The sequence below is a fragment of the Marinobacter salexigens genome (assembly GCF_002806945.1).
GTDB classification, from domain to species: domain Bacteria; phylum Pseudomonadota; class Gammaproteobacteria; order Pseudomonadales; family Oleiphilaceae; genus Marinobacter; species Marinobacter salexigens.
This window is the reverse complement of the sequence record NZ_NIHC01000001.1, coordinates 916,239-940,628: the sequence shown is the minus strand read 5'-3', so window position 1 is coordinate 940,628 and position 24,390 is coordinate 916,239. Positions and strand designations below refer to the sequence as shown.

Here is a 24,390-nt window from a genome sequence, read left to right as displayed (position 1 = left end):
ACGATGGCTATTACACGCAGACAATTCATGCAAGGACTGGCTTCTGTTTCCGCAGGAGCCATGCTGGGGCCCGGCCTGCTAATGCGCGCAGCAGAAGCCGCCGTGTCCGCTGAGGGCACATGGAAAACAACTGGTTCACACTGGGGCGCCATCAAGGCACTGGTCAAAGGCGGCAAGGTTGCTGAAATCAAGCCGTTTGAACAGGACAAGTACCCCACTGAGATGATCAAGGGCGTGATGGGTGTTATCTACAACCCCTCCCGCATTCGATACCCCATGGCCCGAATCGACTGGCTGAAGAATCGCGAAAACAGCGACCGCACCCAGCGTGGCGACAACCGCTTTGTGCGACTGACCTGGGACGAGGCCCTGGATTTGTTTTATGAAGAGCTGGAGCGGGTGCAAACCACACACGGCCCGGCTGCCCTGCACCACTCCACCGGATGGCGTCAAACCGGGCAGGTACACAGCTGCGGTAACCACATGGCTCGCGCCATTGGCATGCACGGCAATTCGGTCGCAACCATTGGTGACTACTCCACTGGCGCAGCTCAGGGCATCCTGCCCTATGTTTTAGGCTCTACTGAAGTTTATAGCCAAGGCACATCCTGGCCGCTGATTCTTGAGAACAGTAAAACCATCATTCTGTGGGCCAATGACCCGGTCAAAAACTTGCAGGTAGGCTGGAACTGCGAAACCCACGAATCCTATGAATATCTGGAAAAGCTGAAAGACAAAGTAGCCGACGGCAGCATTCGCGTAATCAGCGTTGACCCGGTTCGCTCCAAGACCCAAAACTACCTTGGTTGCGAACAGCTGTACGTCAACCCGATGACAGACGTGCCCTTCATGCTGGGCATTGCGCACACCTTGTATACCGAAAACCTGTACGACAAGAAGTTCATTGAAACCTACGCGCTGGGCTTCAAAGACTTCATTGACTATGTGATGGGTGAAACCGACGACAAGGTTGAGAAAACCCCGGCCTGGGCATCGGCCATTTGCGGGATAGAAGAAGACAAGATTCGTGAGTTTGCCCGCCTGCTGGCAGCGGATCGCACACAGTTACTCTTTGGCTGGGCGGTTCAGCGTCAACAGCATGGTGAGCAGCCTTACTGGATGGGTGCAGTGATCGCGACCATGCTGGGCCAGATCGGCTTGCCCGGTGGCGGCATCAGCTATGCCCACCACTACAGCTCCATTGGCGTGTCAGCCTCTGGTGCCAGTGCGCCGGGCGCATTCCCGCGTAACATTGATGCTGGCAAAGTGCCCAAACACCCCAGCACGGATTACAAAGGCGGCAGCAGCACCATCCCGATTGCACGCTGGATCGACAGCATTCTGTATCCGGGCGAGAAAATCGAATACAACGGCAGTGAAGTTACCTACCCTGAAATCCGCATGGTGGTCTTCAGTGGTTGTAACCCATGGCACCGCCATCAGGATCGCAACCGCATGAAGCAGGCTTATCGCAAGCTGGAAACTGCGGTTACCATCGACTTTACGTGGAACGCCACTTGCCGCTTCTCGGACTTGGTGTTGCCCGCATGCACACAGTTTGAACGCAACGATATCGACATCTACGGCTCCTACAGCAACCGTGGGTTGTTGGCCATGCACAAACTGGTGGACCCACTATTCCACTCGCGCACGGACTTCGACATATTCACCGAGCTGTGCCGCCGCTTCGATCGCCACGACGAATACCGCCGCAACATGGACGAAGGCCAGTGGCTGCGCCATCTATACAATGCCTGCCGGGACGAAAACCAGAAGGCTGGTTTCAAGATGCCGGAATTCGACGAGTTCTGGGAAGCTGGCTATGTCGACTTTGGTGCCGGCAAACCTTGGGTACGCCACGCTGACTTCCGCGAAGACCCGGAACTGAACGCTCTGGGCACACCTTCCGGATTCATTGAGATCAGCAGCCGAAAAATTGGCCGCTACGGCTACGATGACTGTGCGGCCTACCCCAGATGGATGGAGAAGGCCGAACGATCACACGGTGGCCCAGGCTCTGACAAGTTCCCCCTATGGCTACAATCGGTGCACCCAGACAACCGCCTGCACTCACAAATGTGCGAATCGGAAGAATTCCGTGCCACTTACACTGTTCAGGGGCGCGAGCCGGTATTTATGGGCCCTGAAGATGCGAAAGCCCGAGGCATAGCCGACGGTGATCTGGTGCGCGTATTCAACGACCGGGGCCAGTTGTTGGCTGGCGCAGTAGTCTCTGACAACTTCCCACCGGGCGTTGTCCGCATTCAGGAAGGCGCATGGTATGGCCCCGAAGATGCCAGTATCGGCTCTCTGGACACCTACGGTGACCCCAACACTCTGACCATGGACATAGGCACCTCGCGTTTGTCCCAGGCAACCAGTGCAAATACTTGCCTGGTAGACATGGAGAAGTTCAAGGGAACCGCACCTGCAGTGACTTCGTTTGGCGGCCCAATTGAGGTCGAAGTATGAATGCAGACTGGCGCCATCCCGCGCTCTGCAACTGGTTTGCTGGCCTGTTTGCGGCCGAGCTAACCCAAGAGCAGTTACAGGCGTACCAGCGGGGGGAAGGCGATGCCGTCCTCTCCTCGCTGGCAGAGCTGCCGGGGCTTGCCGATTCTGTTCAACGGCTACGCAACGCATTTAGCGGGCTGACACTGCTATCTCACCCACGATTGGAACTGGCGGCAGATTTCGCCGCCATGTTCCTGATGGACGGGCAAAACAGCGCCCCTCCTTACGCTTCTTTTTACAGCTCTGAGGGCAACCGGTTTTTTGCGGAGCCACAGGAACGCATGCAGGAAAGACTGGCCGCAAGCCAGCAAGAGGTTTCGGCAGACTTCCGGGAACCGTCTGACCACCTTTCAGTGATGCTTGAGTACCTGGGTGACGGATTCGACGCGTTTCTGAATACAGATAACAAATCCGCATCCGGGCCTACTCTCGATCAGATAAAAACCTTTATCGACGAAGAGTTGCTGAACTGGCTGCCGGCATTTGCGGCGCGCTCCGAGAAGGTTAAGACCGTTAGCGATCTGTACCCTGCTTTAGCCGCTCTGCTTCTTGAGTTCTGTAAGGGGCTGGCCGCGCTGGGCGAAGCGCCCGCAAGTGGTTCAAAAAAAGCCGTTTCAGGGCTTTAAAACCAGATCTTTGTCCCGAACACCGGACACCCGAACTTCCGACCAATCGCTGGCCGGAACCGCTATGACTACACAGGGGGAGGTAATCACCTGTGTAGTCATAGTTCCTGGTGCGGGTGAGCGTGCAGCCACCAGAAGACGCAAGCTGCCTTCGGTTTGGCCTGCAGTGGCGGAAGATAAACTCACACTGTAGCCGCCTGTCGGCTTCTCTCCCAAGGTGACAAACAACAGGTGTTCTTTCTCAAGATCTACCTGTCGAAGCTGCTGAACCGCCATATTCTGCGCCGGCAAATCAAGTAGTTGCTGCAGTCGCTCAGAAGTTTCAACATAAGCCAGTCCTGGGCCACTCAAGCCACAATGGGCTGACTGGATAACCTGTCGCGCCATAAGCGCATCCGGCTTCGCGCCAGCAACCTCCGAAGATGCACAACCAGCCAACACCAAACCTCCAGCCAACAAAGTGGCCACAGGTACACCTGCAACTAACTTTCTGCACACTGCCATCAATACTCTGCTCCAACTAATTTATGTTCTGACTGGCTGCCTGAAACGAGCGTTTCTTGCTCCCGCAAAAGCTCGTAACCTCTAAACCCTGGACGGGGCAAAATATCTGGCGTGGCAGCGGATACAGCAGGCCGAGAGTAACTGGTTGTCATTTCTATGCCCGTAACAGGCACCCCTGGGCTGATTGTGATTTCCTGTCTGAGACCGGCTACCGGGTATTCGGCACAGGCTTCGCCAGCATGACAAATGAGACCGTTATTATCTAAATCAGACCCAGCCACCAGAATATAACGACCCGGCGGCACTTCATTGAGCCTTTTCGGGTCAACCCCATCATCAGGAACAAAGGTGAACGAATAGCGCCCGTTATCTACTACTGTACTGGTCTGTGCAACCGTGGTGTAAAAGTCTCCCTCTGGCTCGGGGTCTACCAAAAGCACGAAATGCCGACCGGCGTCACGAGCTTGTTGATCCGTCACCCGCTGGCCAATCACCGGAATTTCCAGCCTGCGAAGCTGATCACTTTTGTATTCCACAACAATGACCGTCCGAGCCGAGACCCCAGCCTCCAGCTGTTCGGGAAGCAAAGTTAAAGTGATTGGGAAGTCCGTACCTGAATCACCAGTTACAGGGGCTGAATCCAGTTGCACCCAGGGTGCATTTAAAGACACAGACTCAATGGTGACATCGACCGGATTACTGCCATACACTTTTAGCGTCACACTCGCAGTATCCGCCCCTTCTGAAGTCAAACTTACAATGGCTGGCGATGAAGTTAGCAGGTTTGGCACAAAGCCTACCGAGGCTGCCAAGGCTGATTTCCCTGCATCCAGCAGTCCCCAACCCACATCTGGCCTTTTAGAGCATGGCGACGCTTCACAGTCCTGAAAGGTCAGCTCGCCGGCCACTAGCAGCGCACTCAAATCGTTGTAATTCAAATCTGGGTTCAGGCTCTTCATCAGCGCAAAGACGGCGGACACGTGGGGAGCCGCCATAGAGGTTCCCTGCAACCCAATGTAAGTCTCCTTCAAACTGCCGTTAATGAGGCTCGCACTGGTGCTGCTGACCAAATCACTGCGGCCATCTGCGTTAGCATCGCGGCTGGCATCTCCACCTGGCGCTGCCAGATCAATCCAGCTGCCAGAGTTAGAATAAGTTGCCAGCTCTCCCGCCCCATCAACAGCGCTCACGGAAAACACTCCGTCGTATGCTGCCGGATAAGATGCGGCTGTAGAAGCCGAATTACCCGCAGCAGCAACATAAACGATACCCCGCTCGACTCCTGCATCGATGACATCTTTAAGTGACTGCTGATAAGGAAGGCCTCCCAGGCTCAGGTTGACGATATCAGCGCGAGGTGTCGAGCTTGGTGAATCGACAACCCAATGCAATGCTGCCAGTAGATCAGCAGACGAGCCTGTTCCCCCCTCACCCAACACCCGTACAGGGCGCAAAGACGCATTGTAGGCAATACCTGCCCCACCAGCACCGTTGACGGAAGCAGCAATGGTGCCTGCCACATGGGTGCCATGATATGCGCTGGCTCCAACCGCATTACCGGGGTCCGCAGGGTTGTTGTCCCGCCCCGGCGCGCCGTCGTTGTCAAAAGCTTCGGACACAAAATCCCAACCACTCAATACGTTATCGTTAAGCTCGCTATGCCAGCGCCCGGGGGTTCCAAAGATCCCTGTATCCAATACAGCCACGGTTACGCCGCGCGCCCCTTCCTGGGCGATCTGCCATGCAATAGGCGCATTGATCAATTCATAGTGCCACTGCTGCCCCACTGACGGGTTGCTATATAGCGGCTCATCCACTGGTGTTTGCATCGCCTGCATAGTGTAGTTAGGCGTAGCTGAAAGAACGTCGGCGCGTTTATTTAAAGAACCTATCCATTCCAGTGTCGACTCCTTGCTCCGATTTACGCTGGTTCGAGCAGCCTGCAAAGGCGCTTTCGCCAACCAGACTCCAGGAGCCAACTCGTCCGAAAAGTCCACATCTGCTGCTCTCATCGACGAGCGCGCCAAGGTTTGTTCTTGAGACAACACTACAATGGCTTCGCCATCGGCAAAATCATGGTCCGGCCAGTGGTATTGAGTAGCCAGTTCACTGCCTGCCACTGAAGTTGAGAGAATATAAAGCATGGGCTGAGCACCCGTAGCCTCCACCCTCAGGGTGTATGTGCCTGAGGACTCTGGCTCCGGCAAAGTCAGCTGCACAGGCACAGACTGGCTTCCGGTGGAAACACGATCAATAAGGCGGCCAGCACTGAACAATGACAAGGTGAGCGAAGATGGTACATCGCTGGCAGAAAATGCCTGTAGGGCAATACTCTGTTTTGGGTGCAGCGGCAGGCTATAAGTATCAACCGGGTCTTGAGAATAGGTGGTACCGGGCCTTCCGCCCTGGGAAGGATAGGTTCCAGCCTCGGCACTCACATACCCCGCAAGAATGAACTCCTGGGGTAAGGATTGAGCTCTGGAAGACGGCGTTAGGCTTAATGCCAGAGTGTCCGCATCATCCGCGTCTACCCGCGTTCCGGACTCAATAGCAATGCTCCCCGAAAGCGCAACGCTAGCCGGGTTAATTTCAATACTTCCAGAGCTTCCATCACAACCCCACAGGGCTACGCCTAGTGCCGCCAGCATGGCATATCTGAAATGCGTTGCTGCTTTTAGAATAACCGACATGCGCACTAGCCTCTGTTTTGATCTGGCTACAAGTATACGCAAACACATGGGTGCGGGGCGCATAAAAAAAGCCACCTCGGGAGATTCCGGAGGCGGCTTTTGTTGAATGTGGGCAGGCTCAGATTGCGTAAAAGATCATGGGCACGAAGGCGACCAGCAACAACGTTGGCCCCATAACGGCTATGGGTAACAACAAGCGCTCGTAACGATGCCTGAAAGGCCGCAAGGGAGCCATCACCATGCCGATAACCGTGACCCCAGAACGCTTGTATGCGGGACTCGTTATCTTCACGGCTACTGTTATCAGCAAACAGGGGTTTAGCACTACTCCGAGGCTGCCCGACATGGCTGTGGTCGCAAGCGCCAACTGCCTGCCTGCACCTGCCCTGCGCAACTCATCGTAAACCACACCGCCAACGGCAAGAATGAAGATGCCAGATGCACCGGTAAACGCCGTGGGGAAGGCCGCTGCAAAGATAATGATCGAAGCCAGCATGGGTACCGGCAGGTTGTAGGGTTTGATCACGTTCAACAGTAACTCTGGCAGGCGAGTCCACAGCATTCGGGTTCAAAAGATAGTAGTTATCAAATCACTCTGCTTTGTTTTTATCTGCGGGAATCACAACCAGTCCTGTGATTCCGGGGGCAAGAGTGCGTTGAAATCTGTACTACCAAAATGGCTCGTCTGCCGAGCAATCCGTGCTCATCAGGCCAATGGCCTGGTTCGAGACGTTTTTACGAAGGATATTTTGATATAAAACAATAACTTTAAAACTAAGCAGGTACTTACATCAGAGGATCAAATCACGGATAACCAGTTCACAAATTCAACAAAACGCTGGACCGCCACCTAGCCCAAACCCAGCATAGCCATTACCTGGTCGGTCAAGCCATCCTGGGTCAAATCACCACGATCCGGGCGATACCAGGTAACCGTCCAGCTCAACGCGCCGGTCAACATACGGCGCACTACAAATGGGTCGGCACTCAATGCCCCCTCTTCTTTCAGGGCATTCAATACTCCAAGCCAGAGCGCCTCATACCCATCCCGAAGTTCCAGCACCTCGGCACGAGAAGCTTCAGATAAACTGCGCCACTCGTATACGAGAACAGCCATGGCTTCACCGGTCTGGCCATTAATAGATTCAAGCTCTGCTCTTATCAACGCCCTCAATTTCTCCCGATTGGATTTGGCCGCTCCAATCGCCGCTTCCATCACAGCCGTGTTCAGCCTGATAGTTTCAACCATAACCGCTTTAAGAATTTCTTCTTTGGTACGGAAGTGATGAAAAAGGCTTCCCGACTGAATGCCCACCGCGGCGGCCAGGTCTCTCACCGTGGTGCGCTCATAGCCTTTTTCCCGGAATAGCCGGGCGGCTTCCCGCAGCAGCCGGCCACGGGCACTGTCTGAGGCTGAAACCAGGTTATCTGCGATGAGTGACTGAAGTATTTTTTCTTGATTCACGGGCGTATCCAGCGGCTTTACAAAGAATCTGCATTCTACCTTAGATTTGCCTGTTTACAAACCAAGCGCTTGCTTGGTATCGTCTAGTCAATGATTAAACGGTTGCCAGCACACACTCTTGGTATTCAAGGCAACACAGCTACAGGATGCACAGACATGACTGACTCACCGAAGACTATCCGGATCGGCTGTTCCTCCGCTTTCTGGGGCGACACCGAAACGGCAGCAGCACAACTGGTTCACAAAGGTAATATTGATTATCTGGTTTCTGACTATTTGGCCGAAGTCACCATGTCGATCATGGCGGGCCAGAAGATGAAAGACCCCAGCCAAGGCTACGCCCGGGACTTTGTTGAAACAGTAATGGGGCCGCTACTGGCCGACATCAAAGAGAAAGGGATTCGCGTGCTTAGCAATGCCGGTGGCGTGAACCCGGTAGCTTGCCGCGATGCGCTACAAGCCCTGTGCGAAAAAGCCGGCGTAGACATGAAAATTGCCTTGGTACTCGGGGATGACCTACTCCCGCAAAAACAGGCCCTGAGCAAAGCTGGCATCACCGAAATGGCGACCGGCGCACCTATGCCCGCAATGATGGTTAGCCTGAACGCTTACCTTGGAGCATCTGGATTGGCGGCTGCCCTGGACCAGGGTGCAGACATTGTTCTTACTGGCCGGGTGGTGGACAGTGCTTTGGTGCTTGCACCTCTGGTTCACGAATTCGGCTGGGACTGGAAGGACTACGACAAGCTGGCGCAAGCCAGCCTTGCAGGTCACTTGCTGGAGTGCGGAGCCCAATCTACCGGCGGCAACTTTACCGACTGGGAAGACGTTGCTGAGGGATTCGCGGATATGGGCTTCCCGATTGCTGAAGTCAGCGCAAGTGGTGAGTTCGTAGTTACCAAACCGGAAGGCACAGGTGGCTTGGTAAGTCGTGGCACGGTCGCTGAGCAATTGGTTTACGAGATTGGCGATCCGCGCGCCTATTTACTGCCCGATGTTACCTGCGATTTTACGGATGTCGAACTCATAGAAAGCGGGCCAGACCGTGTAACCGTTCGAGGCGCCCGCGGTTTGCCGCCCACCGACAGTTACAAGGTATCTGGCACCTGGCCAGATGGCTTCAAATGTACCGCAACCTTCCTGCTTGCTGGCATCGACGCCCCTAAAAAAGCCCAGGCAGTGGCGGATGCCATTCTTACGAAAACATCACGCCTGTTCCAGGAGCGCGGCCTGCCGGACTATACCGAAACCAGTGTCGAGCTGCTGGGCACAGAAACCACATACGGTAAGCAAGGGCGCTGCCAAGGTAGCCGGGAAGTCATCGTTAAAATCAGTGCAGCTCATCCAAAGAAAGGCGCTCTGGTACTGTTCTCCCGTGAAATTGCACAAGCTGCTACCGGCATGGCGCCAGGCCTGACAGGCATTGTGGGAGGACGCCCCTCCGTGTGGCCAAAGATTCGACTTTATTCGTGCCTGGTTCCCAAGAGTGAGGTTGCTGTCTCTGTTGACCTGAACGGTGAGCAAACCCCTGCTTCCGTAGACAGCGCCGGCGGCTTCCAGCCCGGCATGATCAAGGATCAAGCCCCAATTGAAGCCGCATCGACAACCGACACCACTGTGCCATTAATTGACCTGGCATGGGCTCGCAGTGGTGACAAAGGTGACCACAGCAACATTGGTGTTATCGCGCGCAAACCTGAGTTCGTTCCTTTTATTGCAGCCGCGCTGAGCGAAGAAGCCGTGGCTGAATGGATGGAACACACGTTGAATCCGGAAAGCGGCAAGGTTACTCGCTGGACACTCCCCGGTCTTAACGCCTTCAACTTCTTGCTGGAACACAGCTTGGGTGGAGGTGGCGTTGCCAGCCTGCGCATTGATCCACAAGGCAAGGCGTTTGCGCAGCAGTTGCTTGAGTTTCCGGTGCCGGTGCCTTCGGGGCTGGTTCGTTCCTGATTTTGTGGTGCACGCACTCAGGCAGGGAGGGGTCTCCAGGACACGCCGTAAATACGTCCTTGTAGGCTTGAGCGCAGCATCCCTGCTGCTCACAGTCCTGGAGACCCCTCCCTGCCTGAGCGCCCGAACATTAGAGAAGGCTTTGAAGTTATGAGCTATCAATCCGTTTTTCACCCTGATTTATTCAAGGGTCAAACATTTATCGTCACCGGCGGCGGCTCTGGCATTGGCCGTTGTACAGCACATGAGCTGGCCTCCCTCGGAGCCAGAGTTGCGCTAGTGGGCCGTAAAGTCGAAAAAGTTGAAGCTGTAAAAGCAGAGATACTTGAAGACGGTGGCATTGCCTCAGCCCACGTGTGCGACATCCGTGAAGAAGAATCGGTTAAAGCCACGGTGAAGGCGATTATTGAAGAGCATGGCGGCCTGAATGGCGTGGTCAATAACGCCGGTGGACAATTCCCTTCCCCGCTCGCTGGCATCAATCAGAAAGGCTGGGAAACAGTGGTTCGCACCAACCTCACCGGCGGCTTTCTGATGGCACGGGAAGCCTACACCCAGGCGCTGTCGAAAACTGGCGGTGCCATCGTGAACATTGTGGCGGATATGTGGGGCGGTATGCCCGGCATGGGGCACTCGGGGGCAGCACGGGCTGGCATGGTGAACTTTACTCAGACAGCCGCTGTGGAATGGGGCACCTCTGGCGTTCGGGTGAATGCCGTAGCGCCAGGCTGGATCGCTTCCAGCGGTATGGACAACTACCCCGAGCACATGAAGCAATGGATTCGCAGCCTTGGCGATAACGTACCCATTAAACGCATGGGCACTGAATCAGAAATCAGTGCTGCAATATGCTTCCTGCTAAGCCCCGGCGCGTCCTTTATCAGCGGCGACTGCCTGCGTATAGACGGCGCGGCCTCCCAAGGCACCCGAATATGGCCGCTGCCCAAAGCAAAAAACAATGAGCCCTTCAATGGCTTCCACCGGGCTGTAACGCCCAAAGTGCTCAGCGAGGATTGAGGATACGTTTATGCAAACACTGGAAACCAGCGTTAACCCGCAATCGGATGAATTCCGTGGCAACACCGAGGCTATGGAAGAACACATCCGCACCTTCCGTGATGTAGAGCAGAAAGTTCTCGATCTGGCGGAAGCCGCACGGGAAAAGTTCACCAAGCGTGGAAAGCTCCTGCCCCGGGATCGCATCAACCGTTTGCTGGATCGTGGCACGCCGTTCCTCGAGCTTTGCTCTTTGGCTGGCTACAAAATGCACGATGACAAAGACGGCAGCATGGCCGGCGGCGGCATCATTGCTGGCATCGGAACCGTTAGCGGTATCCGCTGCCTGATTCTCGCCAGCAACAGCGCCATAAAAGGCGGCACCATCACGCCTGCAGGTCTGGATAAAACCCTGCGCCTGCAGCAGATCGCCAAAGAGAACAAACTGCCGGTTGTCTCGCTTTCCGAGAGTGGCGGCGCCAACCTCAATTACGCTACGGATATTTTTGTGCAGGGCGCACGGGGCTTCGCTAACCAAGCCCGGATGTCTGCTGCTGGCATTCCCCAGGTTACCGTTGTGCATGGCAACGCCACTGCCGGCGGTGCTTACCAGCCCGGCTTGTCGGATTACGTAATCGCTATCCGCGGCAAGGCGAAAATGTTCCTGGCCGGCCCGCCACTGCTAAAAGCTGCAACCGGTGAAATAGCCGATGACGAAGAGCTTGGCGGTGCAGAAATGCACGCGCAGGTTGCGGGTACCGCAGAATACCTTGCTGAAGATGACGCAGACGGCATTCGCCAGGCCAGAAACATCATGGAAGCCCTGCCATGGAATGAACAACTACCCCCGCAGCGCGAGCTGAAGTGGGAGGAGCCTCTTTATCCGGCGGACGAACTGCTGGGGGTCATTCCCTCAGATTCCAAAAAGCCCTATGACGTTCGTGAAATTCTTGCCCGCATTGCCGATGGTTCCAGGTTCATGGACTTCAAGAACGAGTTCGACAACCAGACCGTATGCGGCACCATTCGCATAGAAGGACACTCCGTCGGCATCATCGGCAACAACGGCCCGATCACCCCGGCCGGCAGCGCCAAGGCAGCCCAGTTTATCCAACTCTGCGACCAGGCAGGCACGCCGCTACTGTTCCTGCATAACACCACTGGCTTCATGGTGGGCACCCACTCGGAGCAGAACGGCATTATCAAACATGGCTCTAAAATGATTCAGGCGGTGGCCAACTGTCGCGTGCCTAAAATCGCTGTCGTGATAGGCGGTTCTTACGGAGCCGGCAACTACGCCATGTGTGGTCGCGGCCTTGATCCCCGCTTCATCTTCGCGTGGCCCAACAGCAGGACGGCGGTAATGGGTCCAGCTCAAGCCGGCAAGGTTTTGCGCATAGTAGCGGAAGACAAGCAGCGCCGGAGCGGCATAGAGCCAGACCCCAAAACCCTGGACTTTCTGGAACAAGCCACTGCCAAGAAGCTGGAAGATGGCTCCACAGCCCTGTTTGGTACGGCTCGGCTATGGGACGACGGCCTGATTGACCCAAGGGACACCCGAAAAGTTGTGGCGCTGGTACTCGACATCTGCCGAGAAGGCGAAGCGCGCAAGTTACGCCCCAACACATTCGGTGTAGCCCGGCTCTGACCGGAGCGACGAAAACTAGCGACGTACTGACAACAAACAATAGAAATCGTGCTTCGATTTACCAGGGCACGAACCGAAAAAATAGCAGGAGAATATCACCGTGAAATTCACAGCCGAACACGAAGCCCTCAGAAAAACAGTCCGCAACTTTGTGGAAAAAGAGATCAACCCTCATTGTGACGAGTGGGAAGAAGCCGGCGCGTTTCCTATTCATGAGCTATTCAAAAAGCTGGGGGATCTGGGTTTGCTGGGCATCCACAAACCTGAAGAGTATGGCGGCATGGGGCTGGACTACAGTTACAACCTCATCATGGCCGAAGAGTTGGGCACAGCCAATTGCGGCGGCGTCCCCTTGGCGATTGGCGTTCAGACTGACATGTGTACACCGGCAATCGCCCGCTTTGGCTCTGATGAGCTGAAGCACACTTTCCTTAGACCGGCAATCGCCGGCGATATGGTGGGTTGCATTGGCGTGAGTGAAGTAGGTGCTGGCTCCGACGTGGCCGGGCTTAAAACCACCGCAAAAAAAGACGGCGATGACTACATTATCAACGGCTCGAAAATGTGGATCACGAACAGCCCAAAGGCCGACTTTATCTGCCTGCTGGCTAACACCAGCGACGATAAACCACACAAAAACAAATCGCTGATTGTAGTACCCATGAATTCCCCGGGCATCAGCTTCAGCCCGCACCTGAACAAGTTGGGTATGCGCTCCTCCGAGACTGCCCAGGTGTTCTTTGATGATGTGCGCGTACCCCAGCGCAACCGTATCGGAGCGGAAGGCACCGGTTTCATGATGCAAATGATGCAGTTCCAGGAAGAACGCATGTGGGCAGCCGCCAACGCTGTCAAAGGAATGGAAACCTGCATAGAAAAAACGATTGAATACTGCCGTGAACGCAAGACCTTCGATACTGCCTTGATCAACAACCAGGTTATTCATTTCCGCATGGCTGAGCTGCAATCCGAAGTAGAAGCCCTGCGCGCCCTGACCTACAAGGCCTGCGAATTGCATATTGAAGGCAAAGATGCCACCAAACTCGCCTCCATGGCCAAGCTAAAAGCCGGTCGCCTGGGTCGTGAAGTAACAGACAGCTGCCTCCAGTATTGGGGTGGTAACGGTTATATGTGGGACAACCCTGTTTCCCGCTCTTACCGCGATGTTCGCCTGGGCTCCATTGGGGGCGGTGCAGATGAAATCATGCTGGGAATCATCTGCAAATTCATGGGCATTCTTCCGGGCAAGAATTCGTAAGGTTACAGCCCTGATTTTGGCAAGGGCCCGATTCACCGGGCCCAAACATTATTCCTGGAGTCATCAAAATGGAAAGTTTGCCTAAGTGCGAAACACTGGTTTTGGAAACACAGGGGCCAGTCCTTCACATCACTATCAATCGTCCACAATCCCGCAATGCCATGAGCCTTCAGATGGTGGATGAGCTGGCTGCAATCTTCACCCAAATAGAATCTGACCCGAACGTACGCGCTGTTGTAATCCGCGGTACAGGTGGGCACTTCTGCGCCGGCGGCGATATCAAAGACATGGCAGGCGCTCGCAACCAAGAAGCCGAAGAAGGCACTGCCGATCCTTTCTACCGCCTTAACCGCGCCTTTGGAGCCATGATCCAACAGGTAAATGAGTCGTCCAAAGTCGTCATTGCGGTCACCGAGGGTGCTGTAATGGGCGGCGGTTTTGGCTTGGCTTGCGTATCGGACGTAGCAATAGCCGGGCCTACAGCAAAGTTTGGAATGCCCGAAACCTCTCTTGGCATCCTCCCAGCTCAGATTGCACCCTTTGTCGTTGAACGGATTGGCCTGACACAAGCGCGCCGACTTGCGCTGCTCGGGCTTAGAGTCGATGCAAAAGAAGCCTGTGCACTAGGCATTGTTCACCAAGCTGCTGCATCAGATGTGGAGTTGGAAGACATGCTGGCTCACACATTGGAGCGCATTCGCAACTGTGCCCCGAATGCCACCGCACAAACCAAAGCCCTTCTCCATCGAGTTGGCCATGAACCCATGAGTGGATTGCTCGACAGCGCGGCCGAAATGTTCGCAGCTGCTGTCAGAGGCAGCGAAGGCACTGAAGGCACCATGGCATTCATGCAAAAGCGTCCACCAGCCTGGGCAGACACGAAATAAATTAGAGGGAGTGAGGGGCGGCGAGAAAGTGTTCAGGAAATGTCGGCGGCCAAGGATGGCCGACGTCAAGCGCACATGGATGTGCTCGTAGCGGTTTCCTGAACACTTTCTCGCCGCCCCTCACGGACAGGCACAAATTTACGAGACAAGCGCTATGCTGAAAAAGTTACTAATAGCCAACCGGGGCGAAATCGCAGTACGCGTTATTCGTACCGCCAAAGCCCTCGGATACCGCACCGTCGCCGTATATTCCGAGGCTGACGCCAATGCCATGCACACCGAATTGGCAGACGAAGCCGTTTGCATTGGGCCCGCACAAGTATCCGCGTCTTACCTGAATGCCGACGCCATACTCGATGCCGCGCGCAAAACTGGCGCCGACTGCATCCACCCGGGTTACGGCTTCCTCTCCGAGAATTCAGGCTTCTCCAACGCCTGCAAAGAAGCCGGCATCGTATTCGTAGGCCCCCCAGCGGGCGCCATCGAACTCATGGGCAGCAAGCGGCGATCTAAAATTGCCATGCAAAAAGCCGGTGTGCCAGTTGTTCCCGGATACGAAGGCGACAACGCCAGCGACGACGAACTCATTGCTGCCGCAGCCGACATCGGCTACCCGCTGATGATTAAAGCCTCTGCCGGCGGCGGTGGCCGAGGCATGCGCCTCGTTCACAGCGAATCCGAACTGGCCGACAACATCAAGCGGGCACGCTCCGAATCCAAACAGGCCTTCGGCGACGACGAACTGATACTCGAAAGAGCGGTAATCGAACCCCGCCACGTGGAAATCCAGGTATTCGCCGATCAGCACGGCAATGCCGTATACCTCGGCGAGCGGGACTGCTCCGTACAGCGTCGACACCAAAAAGTCGTTGAAGAAGCACCTTCACCGTTCGTGACCCCCGAACTCCGGGCCGCCATGGGCGAAGCTGCCGTTAAAGCGGCGCTGGCCTGTAATTACGAAGGTGCTGGCACCGTCGAATTCCTCGTCGACAAAGACCGGAACTTCTACTTCCTGGAAATGAACACCCGCCTGCAAGTGGAACACCCGGTTACCGAACTGATCACCGGGCAGGATCTGGTGGCTTGGCAGCTTACCGTTGCAGAAGGCCTGCCATTACCCCTGGCTCAGAATGACATCGAACTGAACGGCCACGCCATCGAAGTCCGGCTATACGCGGAAGACCCATCCAACGGTTTCACGCCTCAGACCGGCCCCCTGCATGTTTTCCAGCCCGCAGAAGGCGAAGGCCTGCGTTATGACACAGGTGTGCGCTCCGGTGATGAAGTTACACCGCACTATGACCCCATGCTTGCAAAAGTCATCGCTTGGGGTGAAAACCGGGATGAAGCACGCCGCCGCCTGATCCGCGCTCTGGAAGATACAACCGTATTTGGAGTCACAACCAACCGGTACTTCCTCGGCCGCATCATTGCCGACAGCACCTTTGGCGCCGGTGAAGCAACCACAGCATTCCTGCAACAGAGCTTCAGCGAAGACCCGTCATTGCAGCCAGCCAAACTGGAAATCCGCCAGCTTGCCATCGCAGCCTGTGTCCTGGCCCACGACACAGACGGAAACAAAGCCTGGAGCAACGCTCCTGCCACCAACACTCCTATAAAGCTGGCTATCGGCGACGAAACGGTTGAACTGCTGGTGCAAAGCAGCGGCAACAGCGTGTCCTGCAGCCTTGGCGGCGAACGCTACGAATTGACTGTTAGCAGCCAGGATAACGGCACCTTATGCATTATCGACAACGGCATCCGTCAACGTTGCCAATATCACCGGGCTGGAGATTCTCTATATTTACAGGCGTTCGGAGAATCCTGGTCAGTCACTGATCTTACCCACCAGCCGGCAGCAGGTGCCAACGGTGCCGGCAGCGGGCGCATCCAGGCCTCAATGGATGGTGCGATCATCGACGTGCTGGCAGAGCCTGGGCAAACAGTGCGCCAAGGTGACACCCTCGTGATACTCGAAGCCATGAAAATGGAACACCCGGTTAAAGCGGATTGCGACGGTGTCGTTGCTCAGGTTTTGACGAGCAAAGGTGATCAGGTTAAGCGTAATCAGTTGCTGGTGGAAGTCACCACTGGCGAAGCATCCGAACAGGAGAATGACGAATGAACACGCTGAAAAACAAAACCGTATTTATCACTGGCGCCAGCCGTGGTATCGGCCGTGATATTGCGCTCGCCTGTGCCCGACAAGGCGCGAATGTTGTAATCGCGGCGAAGTCAGACACTCCGCACCCGAAACTGCCAGGCACTATTCACACTGTTGCCGACGAAGTGCGCGCGGCAGGCGGGCAAGCTCTACCACTGGTACTCGACGTGCGGGATGAAGATCAGATAAAGCAGCGTATCGATGAGGCTGCTGAGCACTTTGGTGGTATTGATGCCCTGGTAAACAATGCCGGAGCCATTCGTCTCGCTGGTGTAGAAAAACTCAAGGTCAGCCGTTTTGATCTCTTACACCAAGTAAATGCTCGCGCAGTACTAGCCTGCAGTCAGGCTGCCTTGCCCTGGCTCAAAAAGTCAGAACGCGGCCATATCCTGAGCATGTCGCCACCTCTGAACCTTGACCCGAAGTGGTTTGCACATTTTGGGCCTTATACCTCTACAAAATACGCCATGACCATGATCAGCATTGGCATGGCTCAGGAATTCAAGCGCTACGGCATTGCCGTTAACACTCTTTGGCCAAAAACCATCATTGCCACCGCGGCCATTCAGCATGAAGCTGGTGGAGAGCAAATGATGGCTCAAGGCCGGACCCCTGCAATCATGGCCGATGCTGCGGTAAGCATCCTGAACCGCACCGTAGATGAAATGACAGGCCAAAACCTTATCGACGAAGATGTATTGCGCCAGGATGGTGTAACCGACTTTGACAAGTACCGCAATGAGGTCAATGACAAGCCTTTGTTGCCAGACCTCTACCTGGACTAGCCTAAGCCTATAAAAACAACTGATGGAAAGACCATGAGCCAAGATAAAATTACCGGGATGGACCTAATGCGCAGCCTGCCTGGAGTCTTCAAACGACTCCCGGCAATTGCCAAAGGCTATTACTATTACTCAGTGAAGGATGTACGCAAACCTCTCACCCTCGGAACTCTCGTAGAGAAGAATGCCGAAAAATACCGTGATGGCACGGCTATTTTGTTTGAGGATCGCAGCATCACCTGGGGCGAGTTTAATGCCTGGTCTAATCGCATTGCGGCTTATCTTCAGGCTCAAGGTCTGAAAAAGGGCGATTCACTTGCAGTATTGCTTGAGAATCGCCCGGAAATTTTGGCAGTGGTTTCAGGCGCCGCCAAGATTGGCGTTGCCTGTGCCATGCTGAACTCCTCCCAGAGAGGAAAAGTGCTGGAACACAGCATCAACCTGGTTAAACCCAAAATGATCGTGGTTGGCGAAGAGTTGGTACCTGCAATTGACGACATCAAAGCCGGCCTTCTACTTGATCACCCTACGCCATTTCTGTTCCTCGCTGACACCAACACCCTGAACTCTTTTGGTGATGCGCCTGCAGGCTATGCCAACATGGCTCAGCTGGTGAGCACCTTTAACAGCAACAATCCGGAACTGAGTGACCCACCCAGAACCGGAGATACAGCTATTTACCTGTTTACCTCCGGCACCACCGGCCTACCCAAGGCGGCTCCCGGATCACACACCAAGTTCGTGAAAGCCTATGGCGGCTTCGGCCTGATGGCGCTTTCCCTGACTCCGGATGACGTATTTTATTGCACCCTACCGCTGTATCACGGCACCGGCCTTGTGGTGTGCTGGAGTGCTGCATTAGCGGGAGGATCTGCCTTCGCCCTTCGCCGAAAATTCTCTGCCAGCGCCTTCTGGGACGACGTACGACGCTACGATGCAACAGTCTTCGGCTACATTGGCGAACTCTGCAGATACCTGTTGAATCAGCCACCCAGTGACCAGGATCGCAACCATCGCCTGACCAAAATGCTGGGCAATGGTTTACGTCCTTCTATCTGGAAAGAGTTCAAAGACCGTTTCGGTATCGAAACCGTTTCGGAACTCTACGCATCCAGCGAAGGTAACGTCGGCTTCAGTAATTTCTTCAATATGGATAACACTGTCGGCATGTCTACAGCGCCGTACAAACTGGTGAAATTTCACGACGGCACCCGCGACCCGATTCGCAATGAGAAAGGCACACTGGAAGAAGCCGAAAAAGGACAACCAGGCCTGCTTATTAGCGAGAACACCAAGAAATGGGCGTTTGAAGGCTACACCCAGAAAGAAGCCACCGAAAAATCCCTCATCAGAGATGCCTTCGCAAAAGGCGATGCCTGGTTCAATACGGGTGACGTTCTAAGAGAAATTGGCTGCCGCCACCTGCAGTTTGTGGATCGTATGGGTGACACTTTCCGCTGGAAAGGCGAGAACGTTTCAACCAACGAGGTGGAGAACATCATTGATGGCTCCGGCATGGTGGAAGAAGCCATCGTTTACGGCGTAGAGATCCCGAAAACCAACGGCAAGGCCGGCATGGTGACTCTGGTTCCTGATAACACCAACTTCGATATCAACAAGCTGCTGGACTATTTACGAGCGAACCTGCCCGCTTATGCTGTGCCTGTGTTCGTGCGTGTGACTGATGCTATCGAGAAAACAGGCACGTTCAAGTACCGCAAGGTGGATATCCAAAAGGCCGGCTACAGTTTGGAGGGTTCCAACGAGACGATTTATGCGTGGCTGCCTAAAACTGAGGGCTACACGCTGCTGACTCCCGAACTGGTAGCGGATATTGATGGTGGGCAGTTTAGTTTTTGACGTTGGTGGTGCCGGCTAGTTAATGCCCGCGCCTACACAGCTGAAGGGCTGCGTTGGTGGGAACCCCCTCCCAAAAACCGCTACGAGCACATCCGTGTGCGCTTGACTGCGGCCGTCCATGGCCGCAGACATTTTTGGGAGGGGGTTCCCACCAACGCGACCAGAGTTATTCGCTTGCCTGAAACTAAAACACTAAGATTTCAGCCCCACGAAACCCTCATATCAAACACCGTCCGAGCTTTATCCGCCAAATTCATTTGAACTTTGATATATCTGAGAAGTCGGATAGCCGTGGCTGACAGGCCTCCCCAAAAATGCCGGTGGCCAAGGACGGCCACCGACAAGCGCACATGGATGTGCTCGTAGCGGTTTTTGGGGAGGCCTGTCAGCCGCGGCTCTGCACTCAAAAAATCAGGCTACGATACTCAGGAACCGACTTTAAGCACCACCTTCCCGGTAGCCCGTCGCTCAGACAGAGCACCCAAGGCCTTAGCATAATCCTCAAACTCGAAGACCTCGCTGACTTTTGGATCAATCTTGCCTTCAGCATAGAGCTTCATCAACTCCATCATGTTCTGGGCACTTGCTTCCGGCTCGCGCTGGGTGAAGCTGCCCCAGAACACACCAACAACCGAACAGCCCTTCAGCAAGGTCAGGTTCGCAGGGATTTTGGGGATATCGCCGGCAGCAAAGCCGACAATCAAGTGGCGGCCGTTCCAAGCCATCGCTCGCAAAGCCTGCTCGGTGAAATCACCACCTACAGGATCGTAAATAACGTCTACGCCCTTGCTTTTGGTCAGGCGCTTTACTGCGTCCTTCACAGATTCTTCTGTGTAATTAATCAACTCATCCGCACCAGCCGCCTTGGCAACCTCAAGCTTCTCAGCGGAGCTGGCCGCAGCAATAACATGAGCCCCCATCGCCTTGCCCAATTCTACTGTTGCCAGGCCTACGCCACCGCTGGCACCCAATACCAGAAGAGTTTCGCCTGGCTGGATATTGGCGCGCTGTTTGAGAGCGTAATAAGACGTGCCATAAACCATAGTAAAACCGGCGGCTTTCTCGTCGCTCATGCCTTCTGGTATTGGCAGCAAGTTGTGCTCAGGCACAATAACTTCTTCAGCAAAGGCACCATATCCCGTCAAGCCGGCAACCCTATCGCCAACCTTGAAGCGGGTTACTTTATCGCCCACGGCAATCACCTCACCAGACAATTCCCCACCTGGGGAAAATGGCAGAGTTGGCTTAATCTGATACTTGTTTTCAATAATAAGCGTATCGGGAAAATTCAGACCCGCTGCCTTAACACGCACCTTAACACCTCGACCCTTGGCTTCCGGGCTGGGTACATCCTCGATGACCAGGCTTGAGGCAGGACCATATTCTTTACAAAGGATTGCTTTCATGGGGACTCCTTTTGATAAAAATCTGTTTTTATTGAATTACATCAAGCTAAACAGACTCTCACCATGAAGCAAATAAAGAAACTTAATCCAGCTCTATAAGCACAACTTATAGATACCTTAATCTCCTCGCAGCCTTGGAGATGAATCAGGCGCGGTTTTCCGCTATTCTTCGCGCTCCTGATGTGAGCTGTTTAAAAACCACCCGCCCAACTTTCAGGGTTTACTATGCCAGATATAATTTACGTGCTTGAAATGATAGGGATTGTTGCCTTTGCAATCTCCGGCATGCTGGTGGCCCGCTCCAAAAACATGGACCCAGTGGGGGTGTTTGCTATCGGGTTTATTACTGCCCTCGGCGGTGGAACCCTGCGCGATCTCATCATGGCTAACCACCCGCTGTACTGGATCAAGCATGAAGAACAGCCGATCCTGATTCTCGCCATGGCGATCGTATTCAGCTACTGGAAGCGTTCTGAGCGTATGCGCGAATCCTGGATTGTATTTCCAGACGCCATAGGGCTAGGCATTTTCTCGATACTGGGTGCGCAGCTGGCTCTGGACTTGGGGCATTCGTGGTTTATCGCTTCCATGCTCGGAGTTATGACCGGCACCTTCGGCGGAGCCCTGCGCGACACTCTTTGTAATGAAGTACCCTTTATTTTCCGCAAAGACCAGATTTATGCGTCCATTTCGTTCGCCGGTTGCTGGCTCTATTTCCTTTGCCAGTGGGCACTTGAGAGCGAAACTCTGGCGCTTACCATCGGTCTTCTCTTCATCGTAATTGTTCGAATGGCTGCGGTTCGTTTTGATATCCGGCTGCAACGCGACCCGTTACAAAGCTGAAGTACCGAACCTGTGATCCTGTACTCTCAAACATCACTTGGCGTGACAACCCGCAACCGGTAAGATTACCGTTTTTTCACGCGTATTTTTTCGATTATCAACCGTTTTCCGTTCTTAACGCACTCCCAAACCTTACACTCATTGGCATCCTGAGAGGCAGACACCCGTCATGCTCGAACGACTGTTCCAACTCCAGGCCCATGGCACCAACGTTCGTAAAGAACTGGTTGCGGGCATCACCACCTTCCTGACCATGGCCTACATCATCGTGGTCAACCCGGACATGCTGTCCACCACCGGAATGGATTACGGTGCAGTATTTGTTGCAACCTGCCTGGCGGCGGCCATTGGTACCCTGATTATGGGTCTGTGGGCAAACTACCCCATCGCTCTGGCACCGGGTATGGGGCTGAACGCGTTCTTCGCCTTCACGGTTGTAGGCAGTCTCGGGTATAGCTGGGAAGTCGCACTGGGTGCAGTCTTCCTCTCTGGCTTGATCTTCTTCCTGTTGAGTATTTTCAAGATCCGCGAATGGATCATCAACAGCATTCCTCTGTCCCTGCGTTTCGGAATTTCTGCGGGTATCGGCTTTTTCCTGGCTCTAATCGCCCTTAAAAATGCCGGTATTGTGGTAGACAACCCAGCCACTCTGGTTGGCTTGGGCGAGCTCAAGTCGGCCGAGAGCCTGCTGTTCTTTGGCGGGTTCGTTCTGATTTGCGCGCTTTCATTCCGCCGTATAACCGGCTCGGTGATGATCGGTATTATTGCGGTAACGGCCGTTGCCATGATGCTGGGCATGGTGGAATACAACGGTTTTGTGTCAGCTCCGCCAAGCCTTGCGCCTACCTTTATGGAGCTGGATGTTGCGGGAGCCTTGAACGTTGGCATGATCAGCATCGTATTCGCATTTCTCTTTGTGGATCTTTTCGATACCTCCGGCACGCTGATCGGTGCTGCTCAACGCGGTGGCCTCTTGGATAAAGATGGCAAACTGCCACGCCTCGGCCGTGCGCTGATGTCTGACTCTGTGGCCACCATGTCTGGCGCTGCTCTCGGCACCTCAACCACCACCAGCTACATTGAGTCCACAGCAGGCATTTCTGCGGGCGGGCGCACGGGCCTCACAGCCGTGGTTGTGGCCCTGCTGTTCCTTGCCAGCCTGTTGCTGGCCCCCATCGCCAGCATTATTCCGCCCTATGCCACAGCGCCAGCTCTGCTGTACGTTGCGGTATTGATGACCGGCGGACTGAAACTGATAGACTGGGAAGACATCACAGATGCCGCTCCCGCAGTGGTTACTGCACTGGTTATGCCCTTGACCTTTTCCATCGCCAACGGCATTGCACTGGGCTTCATCACTTACGCAGTCATCAAGGCGCTGAGTGGGCGCTGGTCTGACCTTAATGCCAGTGTCGTAGTGATCTCTGTCGTTTTCATCCTGAAATTTCTGTTTCTGGACGCAGGTTGACCTGCGCCCGGTATAAGAGCCTGACTTTTTTATGGATTACTTTTCTCAAAGCATCAAACAAGCCATCCGCACAGTGCCAAACTGGCCGAAGCCTGGTGTCGACTTCCGGGACATAACCACGGTTCTGCAGGATAAAACGGCTTTCCGGAAGCTGATTGATGCCTTCGTACACCGCTACCACGGCCATGAAGTTGACGCCGTGGCTGCGGTGGATGCGCGAGGTTTCATCATTGGTTCAGCGCTGGCTTACGAGTTAAATGCGTCACTGGTATTGGTGCGTAAGAAAGGCAAGCTACCGTTCGACACTCTGGTGGAGGACTACGAGCTGGAATACGGAACCGCCTCGGTAGAGCTACACCAGGATGCGTTCAAACCCGGCGATAAAGTGATACTGGTGGACGATCTGATCGCCACCGGTGGCACCATGCTGGCCGCCAGCCGGCTGATTCGCCGTATTGGTGCTGAGATTATCGAAGTGGCTGCCATGATTGACCTGCCTGATCTTGGCGGATCCACCAAACTGCAGGAAGAGGAACTGAAGGTCTATACTGTATGTTCATTTGAGGGCGAATAAGGGTTTCGCCCCGCCGGGTGCGCGTTAAAGCACCGATAGAGCATTGGGAGGTCGCTATGGATCAGTATCAGCACCACTGGAAAGATGGCACACCGGTGCATCTGCCACTGGGCAAGATTGTTTGCGTTGGCCGGAACTACGCCGAACACGCCAAGGAACTCAACAATCCGGTACCTGCAGAACCTTTGCTGTTCATCAAACCAGCTACCTCTGCAGTGCATGTCACACGGCCTCTTGGCCTTCCTGCTGGTCAGGGCCAGGTGCATTTCGAAACCGAGCTGGCAGTGCTGATTGGAAAGCCTCTGACCAACGCATCAGCCAGCGAAGCCCAGACGGCCATTCTCGGTTACGGCCTGGCGCTGGATTTGACCCTTCGGGAACTGCAAAGCCAGCTGAAAGAAAACGGGCACCCCTGGGAGCGGGCCAAAGCCTTTGATGGTGCCTGCCCGCTCACTCCCTTTGTGGCGGCAGAACACTTTCGCAACGATCACATTATCTTCAGCCTGGATATTGACGAACAACGCCAACAGAGTGGTGATACCCGGGATATGCTGTTCCCGATCACTCCACTGCTCGCTCATATCAGCAGCCAGTTCACCCTGTTGCCGGGCGATGTAGTGCTCACAGGAACTCCCAAGGGCGTTGGCCCCCTGCACTCAGGCCAAACTCTGGCGCTGCAGTTAGAGGATCTGCTGTCGGTTTCTACCAAAGTAGTTTAACGTGGGCTGACACCTTTTTTCCAAAGAGCACGT

At 54.7% G+C, this 24,390-nt stretch carries 18 protein-coding genes and 1 pseudogene; 14 read left to right on the top strand and 5 right to left on the bottom strand.

Annotated features, from left to right (window positions below; all coding sequences use genetic code 11):
- The first annotated feature begins 3 nt into the window (after nucleotides 1-3).
- Both torA and torD read left to right on the top strand, forming a co-directional pair.
- Nucleotides 4-2,472: a trimethylamine-N-oxide reductase TorA gene (gene torA, locus CDH47_RS04380; RefSeq protein WP_100638580.1), complete on the top strand. Its 2,469-nt coding sequence runs from the start codon at nucleotides 4-6 to the stop codon at nucleotides 2,470-2,472.
- A complete protein-coding gene (torD, locus tag CDH47_RS04375; RefSeq protein WP_100638579.1) occupies nucleotides 2,469-3,140 on the top strand; it encodes a molecular chaperone TorD in 672 nt (223 codons plus the stop codon). The genes torA and torD overlap by 4 nt, the downstream gene beginning before the upstream one ends.
- Here torD and CDH47_RS04370 read toward each other — a convergent pair.
- The 4 genes and pseudogenes from CDH47_RS04370 to CDH47_RS04355 form a co-directional block, all read right to left on the bottom strand.
- Nucleotides 3,129-3,608: a protease complex subunit PrcB family protein gene (locus CDH47_RS04370; RefSeq protein ID WP_161494475.1), complete on the bottom strand. Its 480-nt coding sequence runs from the start codon at nucleotides 3,606-3,608 to the stop codon at nucleotides 3,129-3,131. The two genes, torD and CDH47_RS04370, sit on opposite strands and share 12 nt — an antisense overlap.
- Before the next feature lie 35 nt (nucleotides 3,609-3,643).
- The gene (locus CDH47_RS04365; RefSeq protein WP_161494474.1) at nucleotides 3,644-6,334 is read right to left on the bottom strand and encodes a S8 family serine peptidase; all 2,691 of its coding nucleotides are present in this window, start codon (nucleotides 6,332-6,334) and stop codon (nucleotides 3,644-3,646) included.
- 283 nt (nucleotides 6,335-6,617) lie between these two features.
- Nucleotides 6,618-6,887, bottom strand: a pseudogene (locus tag CDH47_RS04360) (TRAP transporter large permease subunit); the annotation flags it as partial.
- 297 nt (nucleotides 6,888-7,184) lie between these two features.
- Nucleotides 7,185-7,799, bottom strand: coding sequence for a TetR/AcrR family transcriptional regulator (locus tag CDH47_RS04355; protein ID WP_100638576.1), 615 nt, complete (start codon nucleotides 7,797-7,799; stop codon nucleotides 7,185-7,187).
- Nucleotides 7,800-7,955: 156 nt separating this feature from the next.
- On the opposite strand from CDH47_RS04355, the gene CDH47_RS04350 reads away from it, so the two are divergent.
- The 8 genes from CDH47_RS04350 (at nucleotide 7,956) to CDH47_RS04315 (ending at nucleotide 19,347) form a co-directional block, all read left to right on the top strand.
- Entirely contained in the window at nucleotides 7,956-9,752 is a 1,797-nt protein-coding gene (locus CDH47_RS04350; RefSeq protein ID WP_100638575.1) for an acyclic terpene utilization AtuA family protein, read from the top strand.
- Between the two features lie 150 nt (nucleotides 9,753-9,902).
- Complete coding sequence (locus tag CDH47_RS04345) at nucleotides 9,903-10,769, top strand: SDR family oxidoreductase (RefSeq protein ID WP_100638574.1); 867 nt, start codon at nucleotides 9,903-9,905, stop codon at nucleotides 10,767-10,769.
- Nucleotides 10,770-10,779: 10 nt separating this feature from the next.
- A complete protein-coding gene (locus CDH47_RS04340) occupies nucleotides 10,780-12,396 on the top strand; it encodes an acyl-CoA carboxylase subunit beta (protein ID WP_100638573.1) in 1,617 nt (538 codons plus the stop codon).
- Between the two features lie 100 nt (nucleotides 12,397-12,496).
- Nucleotides 12,497-13,654, top strand: coding sequence for an acyl-CoA dehydrogenase family protein (locus CDH47_RS04335; RefSeq protein WP_100638572.1), 1,158 nt, complete (start codon nucleotides 12,497-12,499; stop codon nucleotides 13,652-13,654).
- A 68-nt stretch (nucleotides 13,655-13,722) separates the two neighbouring features.
- Nucleotides 13,723-14,541, top strand: a complete 819-nt coding sequence (locus tag CDH47_RS04330; RefSeq protein WP_100638571.1) for an enoyl-CoA hydratase/isomerase family protein — start codon at nucleotides 13,723-13,725, stop codon at nucleotides 14,539-14,541.
- 154 nt (nucleotides 14,542-14,695) lie between these two features.
- Nucleotides 14,696-16,666 carry an acetyl/propionyl/methylcrotonyl-CoA carboxylase subunit alpha gene (locus tag CDH47_RS04325; RefSeq protein ID WP_100638570.1) on the top strand — a complete coding sequence of 657 codons (1,971 nt, stop codon included), beginning with the start codon at nucleotides 14,696-14,698 and terminating at the stop codon, nucleotides 16,664-16,666.
- Nucleotides 16,663-17,490 carry an SDR family oxidoreductase gene (locus CDH47_RS04320; RefSeq protein WP_100638569.1) on the top strand — a complete coding sequence of 276 codons (828 nt, stop codon included), beginning with the start codon at nucleotides 16,663-16,665 and terminating at the stop codon, nucleotides 17,488-17,490. The genes CDH47_RS04325 and CDH47_RS04320 overlap by 4 nt, the downstream gene beginning before the upstream one ends.
- 33 nt (nucleotides 17,491-17,523) lie before the next feature.
- Nucleotides 17,524-19,347, top strand: coding sequence for a long-chain-acyl-CoA synthetase (locus tag CDH47_RS04315; protein ID WP_100638568.1), 1,824 nt, complete (start codon nucleotides 17,524-17,526; stop codon nucleotides 19,345-19,347).
- Nucleotides 19,348-19,772: 425 nt separating this feature from the next.
- Here the strand turns inward: CDH47_RS04315 and CDH47_RS04310 are convergent, their stop codons facing one another.
- A complete protein-coding gene (locus tag CDH47_RS04310) occupies nucleotides 19,773-20,753 on the bottom strand; it encodes an NADPH:quinone oxidoreductase family protein (RefSeq protein ID WP_100638567.1) in 981 nt (326 codons plus the stop codon).
- Nucleotides 20,754-20,978: 225 nt separating this feature from the next.
- Between CDH47_RS04310 and CDH47_RS04305 the strand changes: the two genes are divergently transcribed.
- The 4 genes from CDH47_RS04305 (at nucleotide 20,979) to CDH47_RS04290 (ending at nucleotide 24,357) form a co-directional block, all read left to right on the top strand.
- On the top strand, nucleotides 20,979-21,596 hold the full coding sequence (locus CDH47_RS04305; protein WP_100638566.1) for a trimeric intracellular cation channel family protein: 618 nt from the start codon (nucleotides 20,979-20,981) through the stop codon (nucleotides 21,594-21,596).
- 169 nt (nucleotides 21,597-21,765) lie between these two features.
- Nucleotides 21,766-23,064 (top strand): NCS2 family permease, encoded by a 1,299-nt coding sequence (locus CDH47_RS04300; RefSeq protein WP_100638565.1) that lies wholly within the window; start codon nucleotides 21,766-21,768, stop codon nucleotides 23,062-23,064.
- A 31-nt stretch (nucleotides 23,065-23,095) separates the two neighbouring features.
- Nucleotides 23,096-23,638 carry an adenine phosphoribosyltransferase gene (locus CDH47_RS04295; RefSeq protein ID WP_100638564.1) on the top strand — a complete coding sequence of 181 codons (543 nt, stop codon included), beginning with the start codon at nucleotides 23,096-23,098 and terminating at the stop codon, nucleotides 23,636-23,638.
- A gap of 56 nt (nucleotides 23,639-23,694) precedes the next feature.
- On the top strand, nucleotides 23,695-24,357 hold the full coding sequence (locus tag CDH47_RS04290) for a fumarylacetoacetate hydrolase family protein (protein WP_100638563.1): 663 nt from the start codon (nucleotides 23,695-23,697) through the stop codon (nucleotides 24,355-24,357).
- The last annotated feature ends 33 nt before the right edge of the window (nucleotides 24,358-24,390 follow it).